This is a genomic window from Amycolatopsis sp. NPDC058986, assembly GCF_042741125.1.
In the GTDB taxonomy this organism is placed as follows: Bacteria; Actinomycetota; Actinomycetes; order Mycobacteriales; family Pseudonocardiaceae; genus Amycolatopsis.
Genome location: NZ_JBHYJW010000026.1, coordinates 85,107 through 111,863, shown reverse-complemented (window position 1 = coordinate 111,863; position 26,757 = coordinate 85,107). Strand labels below are relative to the sequence as shown.

General features: G+C 69.9%; 23 protein-coding genes and 1 tRNA gene. 15 read left to right on the top strand and 9 right to left on the bottom strand.

All coding sequences use genetic code 11. From position 1 onward, the window contains the following. Nucleotides 1–20 precede the first annotated feature (20 nt). Nucleotides 21–1,184 (top strand): epoxide hydrolase family protein, encoded by a 1,164-nt coding sequence (locus ACFW0G_RS23310; RefSeq protein WP_378327474.1) that lies wholly within the window; start codon nt 21–23, stop codon nt 1,182–1,184. 102 nt (nt 1,185–1,286) lie between these two features. On the opposite strand, the gene ACFW0G_RS23305 is transcribed toward ACFW0G_RS23310, so the two are convergent. After that, a complete protein-coding gene (locus ACFW0G_RS23305) occupies nt 1,287–1,871 on the bottom strand; it encodes a bacterial proteasome activator family protein (RefSeq protein WP_378327473.1) in 585 nt (194 codons plus the stop codon). Between the two features lie 134 nt (nt 1,872–2,005). Here ACFW0G_RS23305 and ACFW0G_RS23300 point away from each other — a divergent pair, with 134 nt between their 5' ends. Further along, nucleotides 2,006–3,205, top strand: a complete 1,200-nt coding sequence (locus tag ACFW0G_RS23300; protein ID WP_378327472.1) for a cysteine desulfurase-like protein — start codon at nt 2,006–2,008, stop codon at nt 3,203–3,205. Between the two features lie 260 nt (nt 3,206–3,465). Here ACFW0G_RS23300 and ACFW0G_RS23295 read toward each other — a convergent pair whose 3' ends face one another. After that, on the bottom strand, nt 3,466–4,443 hold the full coding sequence (locus ACFW0G_RS23295) for an NAD(P)H-quinone oxidoreductase (RefSeq protein ID WP_378327471.1): 978 nt from the start codon (nt 4,441–4,443) through the stop codon (nt 3,466–3,468). A gap of 81 nt (nt 4,444–4,524) precedes the next feature. Between ACFW0G_RS23295 and ACFW0G_RS23290 the strand changes: the two genes are divergently transcribed. After that, entirely contained in the window at nt 4,525–6,036 is a 1,512-nt protein-coding gene (locus ACFW0G_RS23290) for a M28 family metallopeptidase (RefSeq protein WP_378327470.1), read from the top strand. A gap of 87 nt (nt 6,037–6,123) precedes the next feature. On the opposite strand, the gene ACFW0G_RS23285 is transcribed toward ACFW0G_RS23290, so the two are convergent. Continuing rightward, a complete protein-coding gene (locus tag ACFW0G_RS23285; protein ID WP_378327469.1) occupies nt 6,124–7,059 on the bottom strand; it encodes a neutral zinc metallopeptidase in 936 nt (311 codons plus the stop codon). Nucleotides 7,060–7,587: 528 nt separating this feature from the next. On the opposite strand from ACFW0G_RS23285, the gene ACFW0G_RS23280 reads away from it, so the two are divergent. The 3 genes from ACFW0G_RS23280 to ACFW0G_RS23270 all read left to right on the top strand — a co-directional run bounded on the left by ACFW0G_RS23280 (nt 7,588) and on the right by ACFW0G_RS23270 (nt 9,411). Then, nucleotides 7,588–8,085 (top strand): MarR family winged helix-turn-helix transcriptional regulator, encoded by a 498-nt coding sequence (locus ACFW0G_RS23280; RefSeq protein WP_378327468.1) that lies wholly within the window; start codon nt 7,588–7,590, stop codon nt 8,083–8,085. Continuing rightward, a tRNA-Ser gene (locus ACFW0G_RS23275) sits at nt 8,086–8,173 on the top strand. 386 nt (nt 8,174–8,559) lie between these two features. Next, nucleotides 8,560–9,411 carry a hypothetical protein gene (locus tag ACFW0G_RS23270; RefSeq protein ID WP_378327467.1) on the top strand — a complete coding sequence of 284 codons (852 nt, stop codon included), beginning with the start codon at nt 8,560–8,562 and terminating at the stop codon, nt 9,409–9,411. 3 nt (nt 9,412–9,414) lie between these two features. Here ACFW0G_RS23270 and ACFW0G_RS23265 read toward each other — a convergent pair whose 3' ends face one another. Further along, nucleotides 9,415–9,696, bottom strand: a complete 282-nt coding sequence (locus ACFW0G_RS23265) for a DUF2277 domain-containing protein (RefSeq protein ID WP_378327466.1) — start codon at nt 9,694–9,696, stop codon at nt 9,415–9,417. Nucleotides 9,697–9,810: 114 nt separating this feature from the next. On the opposite strand from ACFW0G_RS23265, the gene ACFW0G_RS23260 reads away from it, so the two are divergent. Continuing rightward, nucleotides 9,811–10,761: an Ldh family oxidoreductase gene (locus tag ACFW0G_RS23260; protein WP_378327465.1), complete on the top strand. Its 951-nt coding sequence runs from the start codon at nt 9,811–9,813 to the stop codon at nt 10,759–10,761. On the opposite strand, the gene ACFW0G_RS23255 is transcribed toward ACFW0G_RS23260, so the two are convergent. Next, entirely contained in the window at nt 10,758–11,558 is an 801-nt protein-coding gene (locus ACFW0G_RS23255; protein WP_378327464.1) for a trypsin-like serine peptidase, read from the bottom strand. The two genes, ACFW0G_RS23260 and ACFW0G_RS23255, sit on opposite strands and share 4 nt — an antisense overlap. Nucleotides 11,559–11,723: 165 nt before the next feature. On the opposite strand from ACFW0G_RS23255, the gene ACFW0G_RS23250 reads away from it, so the two are divergent. Both ACFW0G_RS23250 and ACFW0G_RS23245 read left to right on the top strand, forming a co-directional pair. After that, the gene (locus ACFW0G_RS23250; RefSeq protein ID WP_378327463.1) at nt 11,724–12,548 is read left to right on the top strand and encodes an SDR family NAD(P)-dependent oxidoreductase; all 825 of its coding nucleotides are present in this window, start codon (nt 11,724–11,726) and stop codon (nt 12,546–12,548) included. A 203-nt stretch (nt 12,549–12,751) separates the two neighbouring features. Next, on the top strand, nt 12,752–13,381 hold the full coding sequence (locus ACFW0G_RS23245) for a hypothetical protein (protein WP_378327462.1): 630 nt from the start codon (nt 12,752–12,754) through the stop codon (nt 13,379–13,381). Between the two features lie 173 nt (nt 13,382–13,554). On the opposite strand, the gene ACFW0G_RS23240 is transcribed toward ACFW0G_RS23245, so the two are convergent. Further along, on the bottom strand, nt 13,555–14,211 hold the full coding sequence (locus ACFW0G_RS23240) for a response regulator (protein WP_378327461.1): 657 nt from the start codon (nt 14,209–14,211) through the stop codon (nt 13,555–13,557). After that, nucleotides 14,208–15,797 (bottom strand): ATP-binding protein, encoded by a 1,590-nt coding sequence (locus ACFW0G_RS23235; RefSeq protein ID WP_378327460.1) that lies wholly within the window; start codon nt 15,795–15,797, stop codon nt 14,208–14,210. The genes ACFW0G_RS23240 and ACFW0G_RS23235 overlap by 4 nt, the downstream gene beginning before the upstream one ends. Nucleotides 15,798–16,018: 221 nt before the next feature. Here ACFW0G_RS23235 and ACFW0G_RS23230 point away from each other — a divergent pair, with 221 nt between their 5' ends. From ACFW0G_RS23230 to ACFW0G_RS23210, 5 genes are all read left to right on the top strand, one after another. Continuing rightward, nucleotides 16,019–16,828, top strand: a complete 810-nt coding sequence (locus ACFW0G_RS23230; RefSeq protein WP_378327459.1) for an ABC transporter ATP-binding protein — start codon at nt 16,019–16,021, stop codon at nt 16,826–16,828. Beyond that, a complete protein-coding gene (locus ACFW0G_RS23225; protein ID WP_378327458.1) occupies nt 16,818–17,705 on the top strand; it encodes an ABC transporter permease in 888 nt (295 codons plus the stop codon). The genes ACFW0G_RS23230 and ACFW0G_RS23225 overlap by 11 nt, the downstream gene beginning before the upstream one ends. Before the next feature lies 1 nt (nt 17,706). Then, nucleotides 17,707–18,762 carry an ABC transporter substrate-binding protein gene (locus tag ACFW0G_RS23220; RefSeq protein ID WP_378327457.1) on the top strand — a complete coding sequence of 352 codons (1,056 nt, stop codon included), beginning with the start codon at nt 17,707–17,709 and terminating at the stop codon, nt 18,760–18,762. 169 nt (nt 18,763–18,931) lie between these two features. After that, nucleotides 18,932–20,188 carry an MFS transporter gene (locus ACFW0G_RS23215; protein ID WP_378327456.1) on the top strand — a complete coding sequence of 419 codons (1,257 nt, stop codon included), beginning with the start codon at nt 18,932–18,934 and terminating at the stop codon, nt 20,186–20,188. A gap of 236 nt (nt 20,189–20,424) precedes the next feature. Further along, on the top strand, nt 20,425–21,615 hold the full coding sequence (locus ACFW0G_RS23210) for a diguanylate cyclase (protein WP_378327455.1): 1,191 nt from the start codon (nt 20,425–20,427) through the stop codon (nt 21,613–21,615). Here ACFW0G_RS23210 and ACFW0G_RS23205 read toward each other — a convergent pair. Next, nucleotides 21,608–22,216 carry a hypothetical protein gene (locus tag ACFW0G_RS23205; protein ID WP_378327484.1) on the bottom strand — a complete coding sequence of 203 codons (609 nt, stop codon included), beginning with the start codon at nt 22,214–22,216 and terminating at the stop codon, nt 21,608–21,610. The two genes, ACFW0G_RS23210 and ACFW0G_RS23205, sit on opposite strands and share 8 nt — an antisense overlap. An 85-nt stretch (nt 22,217–22,301) precedes the next feature. Then, the gene (locus ACFW0G_RS23200) at nt 22,302–25,121 is read right to left on the bottom strand and encodes an ATP-binding protein (RefSeq protein WP_378327454.1); all 2,820 of its coding nucleotides are present in this window, start codon (nt 25,119–25,121) and stop codon (nt 22,302–22,304) included. Between the two features lie 444 nt (nt 25,122–25,565). On the opposite strand from ACFW0G_RS23200, the gene ACFW0G_RS23195 reads away from it, so the two are divergent. Next, complete coding sequence (locus tag ACFW0G_RS23195; RefSeq protein ID WP_378327453.1) at nt 25,566–26,666, top strand: S1 family peptidase; 1,101 nt, start codon at nt 25,566–25,568, stop codon at nt 26,664–26,666. The last annotated feature ends 91 nt before the right edge of the window (nt 26,667–26,757 follow it).

Below are 26,757 nucleotides of genomic sequence, written 5' to 3'. Positions count from 1 at the left end.
GATCTTCCTAAGGTGGGCGAATGACGTCCGAGATCAGGCCGTTCCATGTCGACATTCCCCAAGCCCAGCTCGACGATCTCGCCGCACGGCTGGCGAACACCCGCTTGCCCGATCAGCCCACCGGCCTCGGCTGGCGGCTCGGCGCGCCGGTCGACTACGTGCGTGAGCTGGCCGAATACTGGCGACAGGGCTTCGACTGGCGGGCGCACGAGCGGTGGCTCAACGGGTTCCCGCAGTTCACGACGACGATCGACGGCGCGAACGTCCATTTCACGCACCTCCGCTCGCCGGAGCCGGACGCGGTGCCGTTGCTGCTCACCCACGGCTGGCCGGGCTCGTTCGTCGAATTCCTCGGCATCGCCGGGGCGCTGGCGGATCCGCGGGCGCACGACGGTGATCCCGCCGACGCCTTCCACGTCGTCGTGCCCTCGATCCCGGGGTTCGGCTTCTCCGGGGCGCCCTCGGATCCCGACTGGGGCCCCGAGCGGGTCGCGGACGCGTTCGCCGAGCTGATGAGCGGGCTGGGCTACGAGCGCTTCTGCGCGCACGGCGGCGACTGGGGCGCGATCATCACGCGGCAGCTCGCGGTGCGGCATCCGGAACGGCTGCACGGCGCGCACCTGACGACCATGCTGGGCGCGGTGGCGAAGACCCCGGCCGACCTGGAGGGGCTCACTGGCGACGAACGAGCTCGCGCGGAGCTGTCGCTGGCCAGGTTCGGCCGGTTCACCCGGGACGGCATGGGCCATGTGTTCATCCAGGGCACCAGGGCACAAACGCTTTCCTACGGTCTGACCGACTCACCGGCGGGGCAGCTCGCGTGGATCGCCGAGAAGTTCCGGACGTTCTCCAATGTCGACGCGGACAGCGCTGACGTCGTCGATCGCGACACGCTGCTCACCAACGTCGCGATCTACTGGTTCACCGCGACCGCGAACTCGTCGGCGCGGATCTACCAGAGCGCGCTCGCCGCCGTGGGCGCGCAGCCGCCGTCGACGGTGCCGACCGCCCTCGCGCATTTCCCGGACGACACGACCCTGCCGGTCCGGGCGCTGGCCGAGCGCACCGACCGGATCGTGCGCTGGACGGAGTTCGACCGCGGCGGCCACTTCCCTGGCCTGGAACAGCCGGACCTGCTACTCGGCGACCTCCGGGCCTTCTTCGGCGAGGTCGCGCGGCGATAGCAAAGGTCCCTCGCTCCCGCGCCGCGCCCCGGGCCCGAAATGCCGTCAAGGCCACCTTATGGGCATCAGACGCCCGCAAGGTGGCCTTGACGGCATGTGGTGTCAGAGGTACTGGCCGGTGCCGGAGATGCCGTGGCCGTGGCCCTCGCCGGGCGCGCCCGACGAACCGGCGGGCAGCCCGCGGCGCATCTGCTCGAGCTGGACCCGCGCGGCCATCTGCTGTGCGAACAACGCGGTCTGGATGCCGGAGAACAGCCCCTCCAGCCAGCCGACGAGCTGGGCCTGCGCGATCCGCAGCTCGGCGTCCGACGGCGTGGAGTCCTCGGTGAACGGGCGGACCAGCCGCTCCAGCTCGTCCTGCAGCTCCGGGGCCAGGGCCTGTTCCAGCTCGCGGACGGAGGTCTGGTGGATCTCGCGCAGCCGGTTGCGGCTCGCGTCGTCGAGCGGTGCGGCGCGGACCTCCTCCAGCAGCTGCTTGATCATCGTGCCGATCCGCATCACCTTGGCGGGTTCTTCGATGAGCTCGCCGACGCCGTCCGCTTCGGCGCCGCCGCCGTCGGGGGACAGCCGGGCGGTGCCCACCGGTGTCCCGTCCGGGCCGACGACCACCACGTGGGGTGAGGCCTCGCCGCCGGCGTCACCGGCTGTGCTCGTTTCCCGGGGGTTCGGCTCCGTCATGTGCTCCATCCTGGCGTGCGGCCGATACGTCGGCGCATCGGGTGCTCGTGTTCGTCTCCGAGCGTAGCGGCAAACGTGCCGTGATGTGGCCTTCTGCCCAACCCCGGGCGCGACGCGGAACGGCACGTCCGTACGGTGTCCCCATGGCGTTCGACGTCGCTCGTATCCGTGGGTTGTTCCCCGCACTGGGTGACGGCTGGATTCATTTCGACGGCGCCGCCGGAATGCTCGTCCCGGAACAGGTCGCCTCGGCCGTTTCCACCGCGATGCGGGCCCCGGTTTCCGGGCCGGGCGGCGCTTTCCCCGCCTCCCAGCGCGCGGAAAGCATCGTCACCGCGGCGCGCCGCGCGGTGGCCGATCTGGTCGGCGCGGACCCGAACGCCGTCGTGCTCGGGCCGAGCGCGCCCGTGCTGTTGCGCCGTCTCGTCGACGCGCTCGCCGAACGCTGGACGATCGGGGACGAGATCGTCGTGTCCCGGCTCGACGAACAGGCGAACCTGGCGCCGTGGCAACGCGCCGCGAAGCGGGTCGGCGCGGTCGTGCGCTGGGGCGAGATCGACATCGAAACCTGCGAGCTGCCCGCGTGGCAGTACGAGAACCTGGTCACCGCGCGCACCAAGGCCGTGGCGGTCACCCTGGCGTCGGGTTCGGTCGGGACGCGGCCGGACGTGCCGACGGTGATCGAATTCGCCAAGCGCGTCGGCGCGCTGGTGGTGGTCGACGCGACCTACGCCGCGCCGTTCGTCCCGCTCGACCTCAACGCGCTCGGCGCCGACGTGCTCGTGGTGTCCGCGCAGGCCTGGGGCGGGCCGTCGGTGGGGGCGCTGGTGTTCCGCGATCCGGAGATGCTGGAGCGCATCTCGTCGGTGTCGCTGGACCCGCTCGCCCGCGGCGCCGCGCGCCTCGAACTGGGCCCGCACGCGTACCCGTTGCTCGCCGGGCTCATCGCCTCGATCGACTACCTCGCCGGGCTCGACGACGCGGCCTCGGGCTCGCGGCGCGAGCGGCTGGTCACCTCGCTCGGCTCGGCGAAGTCGTACCACGCGGGCCTGCTCGCCCAGTTGGCCACCGAGCTGCGCTCGATGCGGCACGTGATGGTCATCGGCGACGCGATGCGGCGCATTCCGGCGCTGGCGTTCGCGATCGCGGGCCGCAAAGCGCCGGAGGTCGCGGAGTATCTGGCGTCGCAGGGATTGTGTGCCTTCGCCGACGACGGCACGAGTGGTGTCTTCGCGTCACTCGGCGTCGGCGAGGTCGGTGGCGCGGTGCGGATCGGGCTCGCGCACTACTCCAACGTCTTCGAGATCAACCAGCTCGTGCGTGTCCTGGAAGAGCTGCGGTAAGCGTTCCCCGTGCTCGCGGGGTTGGTCCGCGGTCGCTGTGCACCAGACCTTGGGTGCCGACGTGCTTCCTCGCGCTTGCGGGGATGAGCCAGAATCCGCGGTGTCGCACTCGCGATTCCGGCGACGCTCCCCGCGCTGGCGGGGCTGATCCCGGCAAGGTCCAGTCCGAAGAAATTCTGCAGCCGGGTTCCCCGTAGCCGCGGGGAAGGTCGTGTCGTGAGCGTTCCGGGTGCCGGATACCGCCCGGAACGCTCACCACGTCACGACTTCGCGGCGAGCAGGACCTTGCCGAACACCGAGCCGTCCTCCAGCGCGCGATGCGCGTCGGCGGCCTCGGCCATCGGCACTACCTGGCCGACGATCGGCTTGACCGAGCCCTGTTCCACCAGCGGCCACAGCCGGGCACGCACGTCGGCGACGATCGCGGCCTTCTGGTCCAGCGGCCGGGCACGCAGGCCGGCGGCGAACACGCTGGCGCGCTTGCCCAGCAGCTTCCCGACGTTCAGCTCGCCCTTGACGCCACCCTGCATCCCGATGATCACCAGCCGCCCGTCCATCGCCAGCGCGCTGATGTTGCGGTCCACATAGGACGCACCCATGTTGTCGAGGATGACGTCCGCCCCGTCGGTCTGCGCCTTGAGCACCTCGACGAAGTCCTCGTCGCGGTAGTTGACGGTGATGTCGGCACCGAGCTGACGGCAGCTCTCCAGCCGCTCGGCCGAACCCGCGGTGACCGCGACCGTCGCGCCGAGGGCCTTGCCGACCTGGATCGCGTGCGTGCCGATGCCGCCCGCACCACCGTGCACCAGCAGTACGTCACCTTCGCCGAGCCTGCCGTGCATCACGACGTTCGCCCACACCGTGCAGGCGACCTCGGGCAGCCCGGCCGCGGCGATCGTGTCGACCTCGCCGGGGATCGGCAGCAACTGGCCCGCCGGGACGACGACCTTCTCCGCGTAGCCGCCACCGGCGAGCAGCGCGCACACCTCGTCGCCGACCTGCCAGCCTTCGACGTCTTCACCGAGTTCGGCGATCGTCCCCGAGCACTCCAGACCGAGGATTTCGCTGGCTCCCGGCGGCGGTGGGTACACGCCGATCCGCTGCAGCAGGTCCGCCCGGTTCACCGCGCTCGCCGTGACGTCCAGCAGGACCTCGCCGGGGCCGGGTGACGGGTCGGGCACCTCGGTCCATTCGAGAACTTCGGGTCCACCGGGCTCACGGATAGAGATCGCGTACATGCCGTCGACTGTATCCCGGAGGCAGGGGAGTGCGCCGAATGCCGCATTGACGTTGCGGACACCGGGAACAAAGGTGTCACCATGTCACATAACCGAAGAAGATTCGTCGCGCCGGTGGCTCTCGCCGCCTGCGCCACGCTCGCTCTGGGGGCGACACCGGCCGCGGCCACCGGGGAACCGGACGGACCCGCGCTCGCGAAGCAACTCGTCAAGAAGGTCGGCGTCGCCGGGATCAACCGGCACCTCGTCGCGTTCCAGCGGTTCGCCGACACCAGCAACGGCACCCGCGCCGCCAGCACCGAGGGGCACAAGAAGTCCGCGGAGTACATCGCGACCAAGCTCGAGGCCGCGGGTTACGACGTCACGCGCCAGGAATTCCCCTTCACCTACAGCGAAACCCTCGCCGAGAAGCTGACCGTCGCCGGCGGCGACGTGCCGGTCATCGCGATGGAGTACACGAAGTCGACGCCGGTCGGCGGCATCACGGCCCCGCTCGCGGTCGTCCCGGTCAGCGCCGCGACCGGCTGCGCGGCCACGGACTACACCGACGTCACCGGCAAGATCGCCCTGATCAAGCGCGGTGGCTGCTCGTTCGCGCAGAAGCAGCAGTCCGCCGCGGCGGCGGGCGCGATCGGCGCGATCGTCTACAACAACGAGGCCGGCGCCCTCAACGGCACGCTCGGCGGACCGGAGAACGCCAAGATCCCGACCGGCGGGGTCACCCAGGCGGCAGGGGAAGCGCTTGCCAAGCAGGGTGGCGTGCCGGTGACGCTCGAGCTGCGTGCCTTCCAGGAAGCGCGGACCAGCTACAACGTCGTCGCCGAGACCAAGACCGGGCGCAAGGACAACGTCGTGATGCTCGGCGCCCACCTCGACAGTGTCCCGGCCGGGCCGGGCATCAACGACAACGGGACCGGTTCGGCGACCCTGCTCGAGACCGCGCTGCAGCTCGGGAGCAAGCCGAAGGTCAACAACGCGGTCCGGTTCGGGTTCTGGAGCGCCGAGGAGTTCGGCCTCGTCGGCTCGAAGTACTACGTCGGTTCGCTGAGCTTCGAACAGCAGCTCGACCTCGCGCTGTACCTGAACTTCGACATGATCGGTTCCCCGAACTCCGGCTACTTCGCCTACGACGGCACCGCCGGGCCCTACGGGTCCGCGCAGATCGAGAAGACCTTCGTGGATTACCTGGCCACGAAGGACGTTTCGGTGGAGAAGACCGAGTTCAACGGCCGGTCCGACTACGGCGGCTTCATCGCCGTCGGCATCCCGGCCGGCGGGCTCGACACCGGCGCGGAGGGCCTCAAGACCGCCGCGCAGGCCGCGAAGTGGGGCGGCACGGCGGGCGTCGCGTACGACCACTGCTACCACAAGGCCTGCGACAACCTGGGCAACGTCGACCGGGTCGCGCTGGACCGCAACGCCGATGGCGTGGCGTGGGCGCTCGGCGTCTACGCGACCAGCACGGAGACCGTCAACGGCGTCGCGCCGGGCAAGGCCGCCAAGGCCAAGGCCCAGCGGGCCGCCGAACGCGGCGCGCAGCGGCACTCCATGGCGCCCGCGGGCACCATGGACCCGCACCACACCGCCGCGTAGCTGAAGGACGCCTTTAGTGCGTTGAACGCAATGAAGGACGCTTTCAGTGCATTGAGTGCACTGAAAGCGTCCTTCAGCTCTTTCGCGTCAGCCCAGATCGCGGGCGGAGAACGTGTCGCAGCGGGCGGGCTGGCCGGTCTGGAACCCGGTCGTGAACCACTTTTCCCGCTGCTTCGACGACCCGTGCGTGAACTTCGACCGGTCCACCTGGCCACCGCCGAGCTTGCTCTGGATGTAGTCGTCCCCGATCCGCGACGCCGTGTCCAGCGCGCGGCTGATGTCGTCCTGCGTGATGTCGGAGATCAACGGCTTGCCGCTCTGCGACGGCGTCTTCGTCGCGTGGTTGGCCCACACCCCGGCGTAGCAGTCGGCCTGCAGTTCCAGCCGCACCGAACCGGACGTCGGCCCGGTGCCGCCGCCCTTCTTCGACGCGCCCGTCAGGTTCTGCACGTGATGGCCGTACTCGTGCGCGAGCACGTAGGCCTCGGGGAACGGGCCGCCCTTCGCACCGAACCGCGTCTGGAGCTCGTTGAAGAACGTCAGGTCGATGTAGACCTGGGAGTCGGCGGGGCAGTAGAACGGTCCGGTGTCCGAGGTCGCGCTGCCGCAGCCGCCGGTCCGCACCCCGCCGCTGAAGAAGTTCGTCGGCGCCTTCCGATAGGTCTGACCGGACCGCGAGAACTCCTGCGTCCAGAAATCCTGGATCGAGTTGATCGTCGCGACGATCGCGCAGTCGTGGTTGCGGTTCGCGTCCGCCCCCGTCTTGCACTGGCTCGCCAGCTTCCCGTTGTCGATCTGCTGGCCCGACCGCACGTCACCGAGGCCGAGACCCCCGCCGCCACTGCTGACGTGGCCGGGGCTCGCACCGCCGAACTGCGAGATCAGGAAGTAGATGACCAGCCCCACCAGGCCGACCCCGCCCCCGCCGATCGCCAGGCGGCCGCCGATCCCGCCACCACCGCCACTGCCCCGCAGATCCTGGACCTCGGAGGTGTCCAGCCCCGCGTCGTCGTCGAATCGCACGGCACAAGAGTAGTCGCGGCGCCCCGGACATGCGCCTGGGTGCGGCCACACGCTGCCGGCCGCACCCAGGACTACCGAGGTTTGTTGTCACACATCTCTTCGGGTCGGTTAACCGCACCCGGGCCGGCGCACAGGCACTGCCGCCGCGGACGCCGAGACCGCGGCGAGATCCAGGCCGGAACGACGCCGAATGCGCGAGAAGAATGCCGAGCGCATGTAAGAAGCCCGCGCTCTCAAGCTGCTCACAGTCACGACCGAACCGGTACAGCACCGTGCCGGCCGCGGGGACACAGCGGGCGGTCAACCGCGAGGATCACCCACCACGCAACCACCTGACCTCTCCCGGGTGGAGGCCTGGCACCGGCGCGCCCCGGCGGCGTGCCCTGTACCGGACCGACCATCCGCTGTAAAGCAGAATGCGCCTTTTCCGGCCGACTCTCAACCTTTTCGTAACCCCCCTTCGGGGGATATCAGGACGTGTCCCACACCGGACCACAGGCCGCCTGAACAACGTTCTACCCTGCGTTGATGACCGACGACGAGCGGACAGTCCGCTGGCTGAGCGACACCGAAATGGTCGCCTGGCGCTCCTACATCGTCGCCACCCTCCGGCTGCGCCACCGCCTGCACCGCGACCTCGCCGAACGCCACGACATCTCCCTCACCGACTACGAGGTGCTGGTCTGCATCTCCCTGCAGCCGGACAAACGCATCCGCATGACCGAGCTCGCCGCCATGCTCGGCTCCACCAAGAGCCGCCTTTCGCACCAGATCGGCCGCCTCGAAACCGAGGGCATCGTCCGCCGCGCCCGCGACCCCGAGGACAAACGCGGCGTCGTCACCGAACTCACCGACGCCGGCGCCGCGCTCCTCGAAACCGCCGCCCCCACCCACGTCGAAGGCGTCCGCGACCACCTCATCGACCAGCTCACCCCCGACGAACAAGCCGTCATCGGCGCCGCCTTCACCCGCGTCCTCGAACACCTGGACGACCTCGAAGGCAGGCGCGATACCCTGAGCCCCTAGGGAAGCGTGGCAGAGCGGCCGAATGCACTCGCCTTGAAAGCGAGCGTGGGGCAACCCACCGGGGGTTCAAATCCCTCCGCTTCCGCCATGGGGGACGTGTGTCCGCGGGGAGCGCGGACCTTTGGCGTCCGCCTTTGCCCCGGGGGTCGGACCCCCGGACCCCCGCCAGGGAGGGCTTCGCCCCCCTGGACCCCCCACGGTGGTGCCGTTGGGTTCGATTCTTGCGTCGGTGACCTGGTTGCGTCGGTGACCTGGTGCATCGTCTTGCTTCTTGCCTTGTCTAGGTCATTACCAGGGCTGCTAGGGCTCCTGCCAGGAAGAGGTAGAGGGCGGTCTTGGCGGCGGATTTGCTGGTAAGAATGAGCTTCATGTCTTGAGTTGTACGGGGGTCGCAGGCGTCGTGGCTAGGGCGTGTGCGGAGGGTCTGGCGGGGACCTCCCGGAGGGGAGGTAGTGCGGGCGGGAGGCGTGGGCGGTGACGCGGGAGCGCGAGGGCGAGCGGGTCGACGACCTCAGTGACGTGGTGCGGAATGTGCATCGGCGGACGGAGGCGGTGCGGAGCCGGTTGGCGAATCATCCGCTGACGCGGGCGTATCTCGAGGCTGGGGTCCGGCTGCTTGATCGGGAGTTCTTCGCGGCGGAGGCGCCGGCGGAGGGATTCACGCGGCCGCTGTCGACACTGACGCGTGAGAACGTCATCGCCGAGGTCGCCAACGGGCCCGCCGAACTGCCCCGCCACGGCACCCTCGGCTCGTTCCGCGACCGGTGGGCCTACTTCCCGGACTACCTCTCCGACCTCGCCCGCTACACCCTGCGCATCCAGCGCTGGTCCCCGCACCACCTCTCCGACCAGGCCACCCCCGCCCTGTCCGACGGCGATTTCGTCGCCGCCGTCGAGGAAATCGCCTACCGCGACATGGCCTCCATCGCCGGCGGCGGCGCCACCGCGCTGCGCTTCCGGTTCCTGCTCACCGCCCTCACCGGCCAGGACGAGCAGCTCCGCGAGGCCATGACCTCGGTGTACCGCGACATCACGACGCGCTGGGCCACCATGTGCGAGTCCGTGCTCACCGCGCGCGGCCTCCAGCTCCGGCCCGGTGTCACCTTCGAGGACCTCACGGTCCTGCTCACCGCGCTGGCCGAGGGGCTCGCGCTGCGCGTCTCCGCGGAACCCGAGGCGCGGATCCTCGACCACGACAAGCGGCAGTCGGTGCTCGGCGTCGCCGCGATGGCGTTGTTCGCCGGCTGCGTCGACCCGGGCGACGGCCGCCCGCTCACCGACGTCGTCGCCGCGCTGGCCGAGCGCGAACAGCGCCAGGCACCGTGAAACTCAGGCCTTTTTGAGTTCCCTCGCCGCGATGCGCGCGCGGACCTCGGGGCGGCGCAGCGGTGGTACCGTCGCCGGCGGCTGACGGCGTTCGGGCAGGTGCTCCAGCAGGTGAGCGGTGATCTCGGCGATCTGGGCGACGGCGGCTTCGAACGGCTCGCGGGTCGCGTCCGAGAGCGACTGAACACCGCTCACCTTGCGGACGTACTGACGCGCCGCCGCCTCGATCTCTTCACTCGTCGCCGCAGGCTGCAAACCACGCAAAGTGGTGATGTTTCGGCACATATCGAACAGGGTACGTGTCCGATGTCGTGGTTTCCGCCCTTCGGATCACACAGACGGGTTGTGGCCTGCGGACCTCGTTGACGTCGTGACGCGCGGTTAGGCACTCTCGGAGAAGTGCCTCTCAGACCGCGTTCCCTCCGCCTGAATCGCTCCGCACCCACGTCGGAAACCCCGGACACCCCGATCCCGGAACAGGCCTGGCACCGCGTACCGGCCGACGAACTGCTCACCCTGGTCGCCCACGTCTTCACCGCACACGACTTCCCCGAACCCCGCGCCCGCATGGCCGCCGAAGCGCTGTGCCACGGCGATCTCACCGGCACCCCGGAAAACGGCGTCGCGGATCTCCTGCGGGTGCACCTTCCCTTGCTGGACAACGGTTTCATTCGCCCACGTGCCGAACCGCTGATGATCGCCGACCGCGGCGCGGCGGCGTTGATCGACTATCGCCGCGCGCCGGGCCTGTGGGCCGTCGGCGACGCCATGGACCGCGCGGTCACGCGGGCCGGGCGCTTCGGCGTCGGACTGGTTTCGCTGCGCGGAATCGGCCCGTTCGGCCGGGCGGGCCACCACGCGGCGCGGGCACTGCCGCACGCGATGATCGGGCTCGTCCTCGCCGCGGGCACCGATCCTGGACTGCCGGTCAACCCGCTTGGCATGGCCGCCCCGGCCGGGGCGTACCCCGAGTTCGTGTTCGACATGGACACTCCGACGCCGACCACCGGCGGAGATCCGGCGATGGCCGGGTTCGCGTTGCTCGTCGAGGTCCTCGCGGGCGTGCTGTCCGGCGTCGCCGACCACGACCACGACACCGGGCTGCTGGTGCTCGCGATCGCCCCGACGACCCTGCGCAGCGCCGACGGCTTCTACCGCGCCGCCAGCGCGCTCTTCGGCAGCCTGCTCGGCTGGGAGGGCGGCGCGCCGATCCGCTATCCGGGCTGGCGCGAGGCGCAGTACCTCGAACAGTGCCGGGCGCTCGGGGTGCCGTTGAGTGCTCCGGTCCGCCGGGACCTCGACAAGCTCGCCACGTCGCTCGGGCTGCCGCCGCTGACCAGCGTCGGCTAGGGGCGCGACGTCGTCTGGCGGTACAGCGCCGCGACGTCGGTGTCGAAGTAGCTGCTGTAGGACGTGTCGGGGTCGTCGCCGCCGTACTGGAAGCCACCGATCACACCGATCACCGTGCCCAGCCGGGTTTTCGGGTCCTGCTGGGTGACCCATGGGCCGCCGCTGGTCCCGTTCGGGAAGCCGACGCAGTCGACCCGCAGCTGGTAGGTGTCCTGCTGGGTCGTGGTGTTCTGGCAGACAGCCGGGACGTCCGAATCGTCCGGGTAGCCGGTCAGGGTGATCGGCTGGACGAAGGCGCCGCTGGTGGCCAGCTTGTTCGCGCCGGCCACGCTCTCCAGCGTCTTCGGGTTGCCCGGCTGATGCGCGGTCGCGAAGCCGACGTCGAGGTCCGGATCGGACGAAGCCACCCAGCCCGGCGCGACCAGCTCGTTGCTCACGTTCCAGTACCCGAACGGCGCGACGCCGTTGTGGAAGCCGGGGGCGAAGGTGACGCCGGAGAGGTAGTCGCCGCCCTCGCCGTTGTGGATGCAGTGCGCGGCGGTGATCAGGACATCGCCCTGGTCGCTGTGGACGACGCTCGCGGTGCAGTAGTGCGAGCCGTCGACGAAGAGCGCGCCGACCGCGGTGCTGGACACCGGCGGCAGCTGCGATTTCGCGCCCCCGGCCTGTGCGGCGGCCACCGCGGAGCCGTCATCGGCTATCGGGTTGTCGGGGGTGGAGGTCACCACGACCGTGGCCACCACGGCGCCGAGCGCCAGCACCACGACGAGAGCGAGCAGCAACGCGGAACGCCGCACCTGCTCCCCCTCTCCTGCTCGACGATTACCCCCTGTGGAAACCAGATCACCATATTCTGACCCGGCTCCGACAGCGAACGCGGAGAACCCACAGGAAGCTCACAGTTGACATACCACTAGTATCTGTAACCACGGAGTAACACCTTTGACGCACGGGAGTTGGCGATGAAGCGGTTCACGGGCAAGGTCGCGGTGATCACCGGCGCGGGTTCGGGTATCGGGAGGGCGCTCGCGCTGGAGTTGTCCCGCCGCGGCGCCAGGCTCGCCCTCTCCGATGTGGACGCCGACAGGGCGGCGGCCACCGCGGAGCAGGCGGGCGCCGCCGCGCGGTCCTACCGGCTCGACGTCTCCGACCGCGCCGCGGTGCTCGCGCACGCCGAGGAGGTCGCCGGTGACTTCGGCCAGGTCAACCTCGTGGTGAACAACGCGGGGGTGGCGCTCGGCGCGACCGTCGAGGAGATGTCCTGGGCGGACTACGACTGGCTGATGGGCATCAACCTCGGCGGCGTGGTCAACGGGACCAAGGCGTTCCTGCCGCACCTGATCGCCTCCGGCGACGGGCACATCGTGAACATCTCCAGCGTCTTCGGCTTCATCGGCGTGCCGACGCAGAGCGCGTACAACGCCGCCAAGTTCGCCGTGCGCGGATTCACCGAATCGCTGCGCCAGGAAATGCTCATTGCCGGACACCGGGTGGGCGTCAGTTGTGTGCATCCCGGCGGGATCAAGACCAACATCGTCCGCGATTCCCGGAATGCCGGCGGCGAGGATCCCGAGCAGGCCGCGGCGGGATTCGAGAAGATCGCGCGGACGTCGCCGGAGAAGGCGGCGCTGACCATCGTCCGAGGGATCGAACGCCGTTCCGCGCGGATTCTCATCGGGCCGGACGCCTATGTGCTGGACGCGATCCCGCGGGTGCTCGGCTCGGCCTACCAGCGGCCCGCGGCGATGCTGGCGAGGTTGGGACTCAAGCAGATGGGTGGTCATTGACACGCGCCCCGTCGTATACGGGAAATAGGTAACGGCAGTTGTCCCCGCGTGGTCGGGTGGGTAGCCAAGAACGGCACGCGGGGTCATGATGGACGGCCACGACGTCACACGATGGAGTTACGTTTCCGACGTTTTCGGTGGAAAGGCACCAGAATGCTGACGTCCGCGCCGAGCATTGCCGTGTTTCCCCCGGAGGTCCCCCGATGTCGCGTACCGCGCAGCGCAGTGCGGCCCGCCCCGCGCCCGCCGACGCCGCGGAACTGATCGACCGGACCGGGATCCTCGCGGCGAGCCTGCCCAAGCGCAGGCGCAGCCCCGAGAACGAACCGGAGCCCGCACCGATCTACACGCGCCAGCCGGTGTGCGATCAGGATCTGCGCCCGAAGTCGGTGGTGATCCGGCGCCGCCGCTCGCGGTTGTGGCTGGGCGGGGCCGCCGCCTTCACCCTGCTCGCCATCGGCTGGCTCGGCGGCGGGATGCTCGGCGGGCTGTCCTCGTCGGAGGACGCCGCGTCGCTCGACTCGCGTCCCGCTGTCGCCACTCAGCCCGCGCCGGCACCGGCACCGGCGCCGCCCGCCGCGCCTGTCGTCCAGCCGGAGCCGCGCGTCGAGCACGCGCCGCCGGTCACCGTCTACGTCCCGGTCCCGGCACCGGCGCCCCGGCAGGTCCCGGTCGCGAAGCTGCAGCCGCGTCCCGCGCCGATCCGGTCCGAGGAGCCGCGCGCCGAGGTGCCGCCCTCGACGAGCAGTCCCAAGCCGAAGGCCAACCCGGTCCAGGATTTCGTGAAGCCGTTCATGGACGGCATGGACAAGATGATGTTCGGCCAGCGCTGAGTTTCCCCGAGGTCCTGTCCGTAGCGGCCGGGCCGCACCGGTGTCGCCCACTGTCCCACCCGCGTCATGGAGACGTCCGGTGCGGGCCGGTGCCGAGGGACGCCCTGGGTGCGTTGGCTGCGACGAGGGCGTCCCTCGGTGCGTCGAGCGCACCGAAGGCGTCCCTCGGTAGCTCACTCCGTCCAGTGATACTCGTGTTCCGGGCGGCCGGTCGCGCCGTACCGCAGCCGCATCCGGACCGCACCGGATTCCGCCAGCGCGGTGAGGTAGCGCTGCGCGGTCGCTCGCGCCATGCCCAGCTCTCCGGCCACCTCCGCGGCGGACAGCGGGCCGTCCGCCTTCCGCAGCAGCTCGGACACCAGTCGTGACGTCGCCGTCGACTGGCCTTTCGGCGCTGCCGTCCGGTCCTGTTCGTGCAGGACGCGGAACGCGCGGTCGACGTCGTCCTGGCCGAGCGCGCGGTCCTCGGCGAGCAGGCCGCGGTAGCGCGCGTAGCTGGTCAGCCTGTCCGCGAGCTGGCGCGTGGTGAACGGCTTGATCAGGTAGTTCAGCGCGCCGGCCCGGATCGCCGTGCGGATCGAGGCCGCGTCCGTCGCCGCGGACAGCACGATCGTGTCGGCCTGAAGCTCCGGCAGCACGGACAGGCCCGATTCGTCCGGCAGGTAGACGTCGAGCAGGACGAGGTCGGGGGACAGCTCGCGCACGCGGGCGCGGGCCTCCGCCGCGGTGTGCGCGGTGCCGACCACGGCGAACCCCGCCACCTCCTCGACGAAACCCGCGTGCACCCCGGCGACCCGGAAATCGTCGTCGACGATGAGCGTGCGGATCATGCGTGTCCCTCCCGCAGGATGTTCGGCAGTTTCGCGACGAACAGCGCGCCGCCCTCGGCGTCCCCGGCGCCGGCCAGCCAGACGTCCCCGCCGCGGGCGCGCGCCGCCTGCCGGGTCAGCGCCAGGCCCAGGCCGTGCCCCGGCGCGATTTTGGTGCTGACGCCCTCGTCGAACACCGTGTCGCGCAACTCGCCGGGTACTCCGGCGCCACTGTCCACAACGGACACGTGCAGCGTGGTTCCCTCGGCCAGCAGGCCGACCTCGACAGTGGCCGGACGTCGCGGGCCCATTCGCGCGGCGTGCAATGCGTTGTCGACGAGGTTGCCGATGACGGTGTTCGCGGCGATCGGATCGGTCACCGTGCCCGGCACCCACGAGTCGTCGGACAGCGTGAGTGTCATGCCCTTTTCCTGCGCCTGCTCGGTTTTCGCCAGCAGCAGCGCTTGCAGGTACGGATCGGCGACGGTGTCGCTCACGTCGCTCGGCCGCGCCGACGTCGTCTCGGTCAGCGTCTGGAGGTAGTCGACGGCCTCGGCGTGGTGCCCGAGCTGCAACAGACCGGACAGCGTGTGCAGCCGGTTGGCGTACTCGTGACGTTGCGCGCGCAGGCCGTCGGACAGCGCGCGGATGCCGTCGAGTTCGCGGGTCAGGGTGTCGAGGTCGGTGCGGTCGCGGAAGGTCAGCACGGTGCCGATGTCGCGGTCGTCGCGGCGCACCGCCCGCGAGTTGATCACCAGCACGCGATTGCCCGCCACGGCGAGGAGATTGTCCACCGGGCGTCCTTCGTGGACGGCCTTGTGCACGCGCGGGGAAAGCTCCAGTTCGGACAGTCGCGCGCCGACCGGGAGTTCGGTGCCCAGCAGGCGTTCGGCCTCGTCGTTGCGCACGGTGACCTTGTTGTCCGCGTCGACGGCGACCATGCCCTCGCCGATCCCGTGCAGCACGGCCTCGCGCTCGTAGAGCAGTTCGGTGAGTTCGTGCGGTTCCAGGCCGTGGGTCAGTCGCCGCAGCCGCCGGTTGAGCAGCGCGGACGCCCCGGCACCGAGCAGCAGCGCGCCACCGGCGAAGCCCAGGATGCTCAGGAGCAGCTTGTCGAAGTCGCCGGTCAGGTCGGCGATCTCGAAGCCGACACTGACCTCGCCGACGACGCGATCTCCTTGCCGGATAGGCGTTTTGCTTCGCACCGAAAGCCCGAGTGTTCCGGCCTGTACCGCGCTGATGACGTTGTTGCCCGCCAAGGCTTCGTCCGGCGAAGTGAGGACCCGTTTGCCTACTTCACTCGGTGTCGGATGCGCGATCCGGATGCCCTTGTCGTCGGTGACCACCACGAACAACGGGTTGTCCTTGACCGCGGGATCGGTGTAGCTCCGGACCCATTGTTCGAGGTTGTCGTTGGGCTTCCGCGCTGCGGCGGCCGCGACGACCTGGGGGTCGGTGGCGAACGAGCGGGCGATGGCGAGCGCGCGCTGGCCGTACTGCTCGGTGAGCGTGCCCCGCAGCATCACGCCCACCAGTGCGACGCCGAGGCCGACGACCAACACGACGACGCCGATCTGCAGCAGCAGGATCTGGCGGCTGAACCGCATCCTCGGAAATCTGGCCCGCGTTGGCATGGCTGGGACGATACGCCCAGGTCAGCGCCATGAGCAAAATGAGCAAAACGCGGAGAACGCGCGAAGCGCACGCAGAACGTCGACAAGCTTCACCTCGCCGACGAGTCGACTTAACGTCCCCGTGACCGGCAGCACTGTGACCCCAGCAACAGCCGGTCGCCGCCAGCACCACCGTGACGAAGGAGTCACCCCCGATGACGTCCCCACCACTCATCGAACTCACCGGAGCCACCAAAAGGTTCCCGAGCGGATCCGGTTCGGTCCACACCGCCGTCCGTGACCTCACCATGACCGTCCAGCCGGGCGAGTTCGTAGCCGTCGTCGGCCCGACCGGCTGTGGCAAGTCGACCACGTTGTCGCTCGTCTCCGGCCTCCAGCCGCCGTCGGCGGGACGGGTGCGCGTCAACGGCCAGGACGTCAGGTCCATTCCGGACGGTGTCGGCTACATGTTCCAGACCGACGCGGTGATGCCGTGGCGGTCGGTGCTGGACAACGTCGCGTCCGGGCCGCGGTTCCGTGGAGTGTCCAAAGCGGACGCTCGCGCGCTGGCGACGGACTGGATCGCCAGGGTCGGGCTCGCCGGGTTCGAGAAGTACTACCCGCACCAGCTTTCCGGCGGGATGCGCAAGCGGGTCGCGCTGGCGCAGACACTGGTCACCCAGCCCAAGATCCTGCTGATGGACGAGCCGTTCTCCGCGCTCGACGTGCAGACCAGGGCGCTCATGCAGGACGAGCTGCTGCGCCTCTGGTCCGGGAGCGGCGCCGCGGTGATCTTCGTGACGCACGACCTCGACGAAGCAATCGCGTTGGCGGACAAGGTGGTCGTGATGACCGCGAGTCCCGCCACCGTGAAGGACACCTTCGACATTCCGCTGGAACGGCCGCGCAAGGTCGAGGAACTACGGATCACGGAGGAGTTCCGTGTGCTGTACTCGAATATCTGGGAGTCGCTTCGCGGCGAGGTCGACAAGGCCCGCGAGAAGGGAGCGAACCGTGTCGCTTGAGACCCCGGCGGCCACGTCCGCCCCCTTGCCGGTCCTGGAAACCGAGCAGGACATCCTCGCACGGGCCAAAAAGGCCGGTATCCGGCGCAAGCGCAACATCTGGGCGCTGCGCGCGGCGATCGTCGTGGTGCTGCTCGGCGCGTGGGAACTGGCCGCGACGTACTGGATCGACCCGTTCTTCTACTCGAAGCCGTCGCTGATCTGGCACCGGCTGGTCGAGTGGATCGGCAAGGGCACCGATTTCGGGTCCATCTGGTACCAGATCCTGGTGACCGTCGAAGAGGCGGTGATCGGCTTCGTGCTCGGCGCCATCGCGGGCGTCGTGGTCGGCGTGATCCTCGGCCGGAGCGCCTATCTCGCCGAGGTGCTCGCGCCGTTCATCAAGGCCGCCAACGCTTTGCCACGGATCGTGCTCGCCGCGTTGTTCGTGATCTGGTTCGGTCTCGGACTGTCCTCAAAGGTCGCGACGGTGTTCGTGCTCGTGTTCTTCGCGGTGTTCTTCAACGCCTTCACCGGTGCCCGCGAGGTCGACCGCAACCTGATCGACAACGCGCGCATCCTCGGCGCCACCCGTGGCCAGGTGCTCAAGTCGATCGTGCTGCCCAGCGCGACGTCGTGGATCCTGTCCTCGCTGCACGTCGCGTTCGGTTTCGCGCTGATCGGCGCGGTCGTCGGTGAGTACACCGGTGCCAAGGCGGGGATGGGATTCCTGATCGCCAACGCGCAGGGAACGTTCGACACCGCGGGTGTCTACGCGGGCATGCTGATCATCACCGTGGTCGCGTTGCTGGCCGAATGGGGCATCAGCACCCTCGAAGGCCGCCTGCTGCGCTGGCGCCCGGCGATGTCGACGGACCACGGCCGCGGGGACATCTGACATGCGTCTCAAAAGGACAGTCGGAATCGTGGTCGCGGCCGCCGTCGCGATGGCAGGGCTCACCGCCTGCCGTGACTCGCGGGTCATCGATCTCGGGAACTCGGGCAAGCCGCACGTCAAGCTCATGGTCGGCGGCCTGTCGAAGGTGATCTACCTGCCGGGGCAGCTGGCCCAGCAGATCGGCGCGTACCAGAAGCAGGGGCTCGACGTCGAGCTGTTCGATCAGCCGTCCGGGGCGAACGCCGAGACGTCGTTGCTGGCGGGCGAGGTGCAGGCGGTGATCGGGTTCTACGACCACACCATCGATCTGCAGGCGAAGGAACAGTGCATCACGAGCGTGGTGCAGTTCGCGAATGTGCCGGGTGAGGCGGAAATGGTCGCCACCAACAAGGCGGGGCAGATCCGGAGCGGTGCGGACTTCAAGGGCCGGAACCTCGGCGTCACGTCGCTCGGTTCGTCGACGGACTTCCTGACCAAGGCGCTGGCAGCGCGTGGCGGAGTGAGCTCCAAGCAGTACACGCCGGTGAAGGTCGGGGCCGGGCAGACGTTCATTTCGGCACTGCAACAGGGATCCATCGACGCCGGGATGACGACCGACCCGACCATCGCGCAGCTGACGAACACCGGGCAGGCCAAGGTGCTCTACGACATGCGCAACGAGGAAGGCACTCGCGCGGCGCTCGGTGGCCTGTATCCGGCGAGTTCGCTGTACATGAGTTGCGAGATCGTGAAGCGCTATCCGGATATCGTGCAGAAATTGGCCAACGCGTTCGTCGAAACGCTTTCGTGGATTTCCTCGCACACCCCGGAACAGATCGCCGACATCATGCCGAAGTCGTTCGCGGGCGGGGACAAACCGCTCTACGTGAAGTCGCTCAAGGACAGCATCGGCATGTTCACCAAGGACGGCCGGATGGACCCCGACGGCGCGAAGAACGTGCTCAAGGTGCTCGGCGAATCGTCCAGCAACGTGAAGCCGCACAAGGACCGGATCGACCTGTCGCAGACCTACACGACCCGGTTCGTCGACACGGCACACGCCCAGGTCGCGCGGTAAGGACCTGCTCATCCGTCCGGGCGGCGGATGAGCGCGGTTCCGTGGAGGATCCCTTCCGAGCCCCCCGCCGGGAAGGGTCCTCCACGGGCTTTTCGGGCAGCCCCGCGTTCACCGAACGGGTCCGTCCGGCCGCTGACAGAACGGAGCCGGATGGCTACCGTGGAGCGACATGGGGCAACGGGGGACGGGGATCGAGTTTCGCCAGGCGCTCGCGGTGGGGGAGTTCCGCGCGCTGTGGGCGGCCGAGGCGTTTTCGCAGGCAGGGGACCAGCTGGCCAGGGTCGCGCTGTCGCTGCTGGTCTGGGAAAGGACGTCGTCGGCGGGGCTCACCGGGCTCACCTACGGCCTGACGTATCTGCCGACACTGCTCGGCGGCACGTTGCTGGCGGGGCTCGCCGACCGGTTCCCGCGCCGCGCGGTGATGATCGCCTGCGACCTCCTGCGTGCGGTGATCGCCGCGGTGATGGCGATCCCGGGCACTCCGCTGCCGGTGCTGTGCGCACTGCTGGTCGTGCTGACCATCGCGGGCGGCCCGTTCCGCGCCGCACAGCTCGCGCTGCTGCCGGACGTGCTGGAGGGCGAGCGGTACGTCGCCGGGCTGGCCGTCCGGAACATCACGATCCAGACCGCGCAGCTGGCCGGATTCGCCGGTGGTGGGCTGGTCGTGGGGATCATCAACCCGTACTGGGGCCTGTTCGCCGACGCCGTCACCTTCGTGGCTTCCGCGGCGCTGGTGTGGTCCGGGGTCCGGCACCGGCCCGCGGCGGACACCGCCGAATCATCGGCGAAAACCCGGCTGCGCCGTGCTTTCAGCCCGGACGGGGCCCGGATTCTCATGCGCGATCAGGGAATTCGCGTGCTTTTCGCGCTCAAGATGCTGGCGGGGCTCGCGGTCGCGCCGGAGGGGGTGGCGGCGCCGTTCACCGCCGAGCTCGGGGTGGGTTCGTTCGCGGTCGGGCTGTTGCTGGCGAGTGATCCGGTCGGTTCGGTGGTGGGCGCGTGGGTCTTCACGCGCTGGGTGCCCGCGCCACGCAAGACGTCGTCGATCGGGTTGCTGGCCGTCGCTTCGCTGGTGCCGCTGGTGTTCCTCGTGCTGCGTCCGCCGCTGCCGGTGAGTCTCGCGCTCGTCGCGCTGAGCGGGGCCTGTTCGGCGCCGTACCACATGCAGGCCGTCGCGCTGACCGCCCGTACGGTGCCGGACCGGGTACGTGCGCAGGTCATGGGCCTGATGTCGACGAGCCTGGTGACGGTGCAGGGGGTCGGGATCATGCTGGCCGGGCTGGTCGCCCAGCTGACCGCGCCCGCTCTCACCCTGGGGCTGGCGGGCGCGGCCGGTGTCCTGCTGGCCGTGCCGCTCGCGGTCGCGTGGCAACGCGTCACCACGGCGCGGCCCGACGTCTGGTTCCCGCCCGAACGGGCGGGCTGATGGTCGCTGGCTCAGTCCTCCCGGCTGTACATGGTGTCTCCCCTCCACTGCTCCATTCGAGTGTTCGCTCTTGCCGCCGGGCCACTCACCGTGCGACCGGGGATACCCTGAGTCGTGAGCGGAAGGGGGCCGGTCATATGAATCTGGGGGATTCAGAACCAGCCGGAGTACCCAGCGCAGGGATGGTAGCTCGTTCCACGCGCTGGTCAAACCGGTCCGGACCACGAGCGGTCTGGATGACTTTTCTTGGGGTGGAAGGGATAGCGCTCGCGCTGACGGCGTGGGCACTGACCCGTTCGGACTATCGGATCTCGGATTTCGGTTACTTCGCGGCACTGCTGGCGCTGGCGGTGGTGCAGGCGGAGCTGTCGAGGAACGTCGAGCGCATCCGGCGCACGATCGCCGACGCCCCGCACATCAACATGACCTCGGTGTGGACGTTCGGCGGCGCGCTGGTGCTGCCCGCGGGGCTCGCCGCGCTGCTGGCGGTGCTCGTCTACGGGCACCTGTGGTTGCGGTTGTGGCGCGACATGCCGAACCGGCCGACGTACCGGGTGGTCTACTGCGCGGCCGCGGTGGTGCTCTCGGCGCTGGCGGCGGGAGAGCTCGTCGGCGACCGGCTCGAGACCGGGCTGGGCGGATCGGTGCTCGTCGTCGGTGCGGCGCTGGTGTACACCGTGACCAACGCCGGGATCATCGCGATCTCGGTGTATCTGCACACCGATGGCCGCTCGCCGCGGTCGTTGTTCGGGGGTGTCGAGGACAACCTGCTGGAGTTCGCCACGCTGGTGCTCGGCGGGATGACGGCGCTGGGGCTGCTGTACGAGCCGTTCCTGGTGCCGTTCGTGCTGCTGCCCGTGCTGGTGCTGCATCGCAGCGTCCTGGTGCGGCAGCTGGAGGTCGCGGCGAGCACCGACACCAAGACCGGGGTGCTCAACGCGCGGGCGTGGCACGAGCTGACGCAGCGGGAGTTCGCCGAGGCGGCGGGCGCGAAGGGCACGTTCGGCGTGCTGATGCTCGACCTCGACCACTTCAAGCGGGTCAACGACACCTACGGTCATCTCGCCGGGGACATGGTGCTGAAGGCGGTCGCGACCACGATCTCCGAGCAGGTCCGCGACTACGACTCGGTCGGCCGGTTCGGCGGCGAGGAGTTCGTCGTGCTGCTGCCGGGGGCGCCGGAACCGGATGTGCTCACCGTGGCGGAACGGATTCGCCACGCGGTACAGGAACTCGTGGTCGACGTGCCGGGCACGGAGCCGTCGCAGGAGATCCGCGGGCTGTCGGCGTCGATCGGGGTGGCCATGTACCCGGCGGCGGGGCACGCCGTCGAGCGGCTGCTGCATGTCGCGGATTCCGCGCTGTACCAAGCGAAGAACACCGGCCGCAACCAGGTGGTGAGCATGGCCGTGGCGGCGGCTACTTGAGGCCGCCTACAGCCCAGGCGACCACCATCAGCGCCAGCATGAGCGAGATCGCCGCCTGCAGCATCATCGTCATCTTCGCCCAGATCCGCAGCGGCATGACGTCGGTGGGGCTGAAGGCGGCGGCGTTCGTGAACGACATGTAGAGGTAGTCGAGATAGCGCGGCTCCCAGCTCCTGGCCGCGCGGCTCGGCAGGTCCATCTGCGGGAACAGCAGGTCGGCGTGCTGCGCGGTGCCGAGCGCGCGCCGGCCCGGCCCGCCGCGGTCGAATTCCCAGTACCACAAGGAGAACACCACGATATTGGTCCAGTACACGATGCCACCGGTGATCAGCACCTGCGCCGGATGACCGCCAACGGTCCCGGTGCCGATCCCGATCACCAGCCGGACGGCCGAAGCGCCGTTGGCGACGGACACCAGCGCGACCATGGCCAGGGAGAGGCCGCGTTCGAGGCGGCTGAAGTCGTCCACCCGGCGCGGGTTGATCAGCAGCAGTGCGACCACCAGCAGCGCGGACACCGCGGGCAGCAGCCACCACGGCCGCAGCACCATTTCGCCAGGCAACGCCAGCTGCAAGGCGAGTGTCGCGACCACGACGATCATCGCGGGCCAGCGGGATTCGCCGGTCGTGGCGCGTCGCCAGGCCGGGATCTCCTCCGGCTCCGCTGCGGCTGCTGAGTTCACCGCGTCACGGTAGGGCGTCCGCCGCGGCGCCGCCAGTGGCCGTCAGCCGGCGGGCCACGTCGGTGCGTGACCGGGCGCCGAGCTTGCGGAGCACCTTCGCGACATGCTGTTCCACGGTGCGTGGCGAAAGGAACAAACCGTCCGCGATTTCCCGGTTCGTCCGGCCTTCCGCCAGCATTCCGGCGACTTCGCGCTCGCGTGGTGACAGCTCGCGGCCGTAGCCACGCCGTCCGCGTTGCGACGGCGCCCACGCGCCGTGTTCGCGGAGGACGTGCCGGCAACGCCCGGCGTCACGGGTCGCGCCGAGACATTCGTACGTCGTCGCGGTGGCGGCCAGATCGGCGACGGTGTCGCGGTGGCCCGCCTTCAGCCGGTTCAGCGCGGCGCGTTCGCGGGCCCCGGTGGCGAGGTAGGGCATCGGCAGCCGCTCGTACGCCGCCGCGGCCTCGTCGAACAACACCGCGGCAGCGGGATACTTGCCGCGAGCGCTGAGCAGGGTCGCGCGACCCGCAGCCAGTGCGGCGGTCGCGATCGGCGCGTCCAGGGTGCCGACACCGCGGGCGAACTCCTCGACCACGGTGTCCGCGTCCGGCCACCGGCCGGCCCGGGTGTAGGCCTCCGCGGCCGTGGGCACCAACGCCGCGGCCCAGACCCAGATTCCCTTGTGGCGGGCCGAGTCCATCGCGTCGTCGGCGGTGCGGCACGCGGCGTCGACGTCGTCCGTGGCGAGCAGGACGGCGACCAGTGTGGCGGCCGCGGCCAGCACGAGCGGGATCCGGCCCTGGCTGGGCTCGTGCACCTTGGTCGCCGCGAGATGCTGTCGCGCGGTGACGAATTCGCCGCGCACGGCGGCCAGGTTGCCGAGCACGAGCGCGGTTTCGGCCACGACAGGGGCGAGTTCGGTGTTGCCACTCAGGAGTTTCCCGGCCTTTTCGGTGAGTCCGGACCAGCGGCCGAGCAGCCAGTCCAGCCGGAGCCGGATGCTGTGCGTTTCCGCGCTCTGCCCGGCGGGCAGCCGTTCCGCGCGCTGGAGGTGTCCGGCCCAGATCATGGCGTCGGTGAGGTCACCTCGGAGATGATCCGCGTCGGTCGCCGGGAGCCGCTGGAACTCCGGCCACGCGGCGGGGTCCCCGAGGCAGGCCGCCGTGGCGATCCGTGCGGCGGTGAGTTCGCGGAGCAGTTCGGGGTTGCTCGTTCCGGCGGCGAGTTCCTCCGCCCGCCGTCGCCATTCTTCGTGCCAGGACAGCGGGGTCAGCCCGTCGTGCGGCCGGGCGAGCAGAAGCGCGGCGTGGGCGGCGAGGTCCGGCCTGTCACCGAGTTCGGCGACCGCGCGTTCCAGCTCGGCGCGGCCACGGCACAGACCGCCGGTGGTTCGGGCGAGCAGCGCGCCGAGGCTCAGCCGGACGACGCCACGGACGTCGGTGTCGAGCGGTCTTCGGAGGACCCGGTCCAAGGTGGTGATGGCACCGGGATGGAAGCCCCGCCGGGTGACCTCACTCAGTTTCGTGGCGGTCCGCGCGAGCCCGGAAGCGCTTTCGCCCGGGTCGGCCAGCACGTCACGCAGCAGCTCGACCGCCGCCACCGGCTCGCCGTGTGCGATCGCCTCGCCGGCGGCCGCCTCGGCGTATCTTCGCCACCGGCCGACGTCGCCTGCCGCCCGCGCGTGCTGTGCGAGCAGCCTGAGCGGCGGTGCGGGCCGGGTCGCGAGCAGCCGTACCGACTCCGTGTGCAGGATCGTCCTTTCCGGACTGTCCACAGTGTCCCGGACGGCCTTGCGTGCCAGCGGGTGCCGGAATCCGTAACGTCCCTCGCCGAGATCGGCAAGGAGGTCGCCGGTCAGTGCGGCGAGCAGTGCCGGGCGGAGCGTTTCTCCGGTGAGTCCGGCCAGTTCGCCCAGCAACGGGGCCTCGGCCTCGATGCCGAGCACCGCGGCGGCGCGCACCAGCCGAGCCGCCGCGCCGGGCAACGCGGCCAGCCGTTCGGTGATCGTCTCGCGTAGCGCGGCGGGCACTTCGAGGCTGTCCAGCACGAGTTCGCCGGTCGGCGGCCTGTCCTCGGTGTCGTGCAGCGCGCGCAGCGTTTCCTCGACGACGAACGGAATTCCGGTGGTGCATTCGCGCAGCCGTGTCGCGAATTCCTCGGTGACACCGGGGTTTTCGAGCAGCTCGGCGGCCAGCTGGCGAACCGCGCGGGCGTCGAGCGGGCCGAGGGACACGCGTGCCGTGTGGACGGTGGGCGCGACACGGATCGGTGCCCGTAGCGGCGACCGGTAGGCGACGACGAGGGCGAGCTCGGCGGGCATGGCGGTGGCCAGGAACCGCAGCAGGTCACAGGTGTCCTCATCGGCCCAGTGCAGGTCGTCGACGAGCAGGAGCGCAGGACCGCAGGCGCCCAGCAACTCGCGAATCGCGCGGAACACGCGGTGCCGCTCCGCGCCGGGGGAAGGAAGTGAATCCGGTTGCGGGGGAAGGATTTCCGCCAGCTCCGGCAGGAGCGGCCGCAGCACTCCGGCGACCGGGCTGAGCGGGCCGACCGCATGGTCGGCCGCGGAGCGCAGCGCTTCCAGCACGGGGCCGTACGGGAAGGGTTCGCGGAAGCGCTGGCAGGCCCCGGCGAGCACCCTTCCGCCCGCGAACTCCCGGTGGCGCGCCAGCTCGGCCAGCAACCGGGTACGGCCCATCCCGGGTTCGCCCTCGATCAGGACGGCGGCGGGGCGATGGCGAAGGACCTCGACGACGGCGTCCAGCTCGGGCTCCCTGCCGACGAACGCGGGCGGACCGGTACGGACGGAGATCGAGGTCGAACGGGGGATGGCCGGCCACATGACGGCCTCCTCGGCAAGCGGCTGCGTCCGGTGTGCGGGGAGCGTAAGCAGTGCTTCACGTAGCCGTAAACCGGACGTCGTCGGCCGTGCGGGTTGGTGCGCTCACACGTCTGCGCGTCCTCGGCACCGGTTGGCAGACCGCGAGCGGGTGGAAAATCACGATGCGTACGAAATGTCGGCGATTTCCCCGAATGCAGCACGGACGGACACGCTTGGAGGCAGGCGGGCGCTACGCGTCGTGTTGGTAAGAAACCCTACTTAAGGACTTGGCCGTCCGGGTGAAGAGCAGTGGGACGGCGGCAGGTGGAGCAATGGGTTGGTCCGCGGGGGAATGCGTATACCTATCTGCGCGGAGCCCGGATTGTGCGTGCCGTCCGCTACGCGAAGGCTCGCGTTCGGCCCACGTGGCCACTCCGGCCGCGTGCCAGTCGGCGAGGGAGAAGTATGAAGATCACGAAGTCCTTCGGTGGTGTGGCCGTCGCGGTACTGGCGACCGGCGTACTGGCGGCCACTCCGGCCGCCGCGGAACTCACTCCGCTGAACCCCGGTATGGTTCCCGCCCTCCAACGCGATCTGGGGCTGAGCGAAGGCCAGGCGCTCGCCCGGCTCGGCAGCGAGGAGGCCGCCGGCCGGGTCGCGCGGTCGATCGTCGGCGCGCTCGGAGATCGGCTGGGCGGCGTCAGCTATCACGCAGCGACCGGCAAAGCGCACATCGGCGTGACCGATCCGGCGTTGCTCGACCGGGTACGCGCGGGCGGCGCGGAGGCCGAGCTGGTCCGGTTCAGTGCACGGCAACTGGATTCCACTGTGGACATTTTGAACACGAACGAACGGTCCGCACCGGATGCCGTGACCGGATGGGGCGTCGACACGGCCGCCAACCGGGTAACGCTCTCGGTGCTCCGCGGGCAACGTGAGGTCGCCGAGTCGTATGTGGCGAAATCCGGCGTCGACCGCTCAGCGGTCACGATCGCCGAGGTCGCCGCGAAACCGATGCCGTTCTACGACGTCCGCGGTGGCGACGCGTACTACATCGGCAGTTCTTCGCGATGCTCGGTGGGTTTCTCGGTCCGCGGCGGATTCCTCACCGCCGGGCACTGTGCCGCGCTGACCGGCGGCGGCGCGCTGAGCGGATACAACCACGTCGCGATGGGCCGGTTCGGGAAGTACGTGTTCCCCGGCGAGGACTACGCTTCGGCGACCGTCAACAGCAACTGGACGCCGGTGGGGCAGATCAACAACGGCACGCGGGTGTCCGGGACCACCGAGGCCGCGGTCGGCGCCTCGGTGTGCAAGGCGGGCTCGACCACCGGCTGGACCTGCGGCACGATCCAGGCCAAGAACCAGACGGTGCGGTACCCGCAGGGCTCCGTGCGCGGGATGACGCAGACCAGCGCGCACGCCGAGGGCGGTGACTCCGGTGGGTCGTTCATCAGTGGCAACCAGGCGCAGGGGCTCACCTCGGGCGGCGACTCCTCGACGACCTACTTCTACCTGGTGAACAAGGCGATCTCGGCAACGGGCACGTCGATCGTCCTCGGCTGATCCCTCCCGCGGAACACCGAAGGGCGGGTTTGAGTGCCTCCAGCGCACTCAAACCCCCCCCTCGCGTTACGCGCCGCGGGGAAGGGGGGTG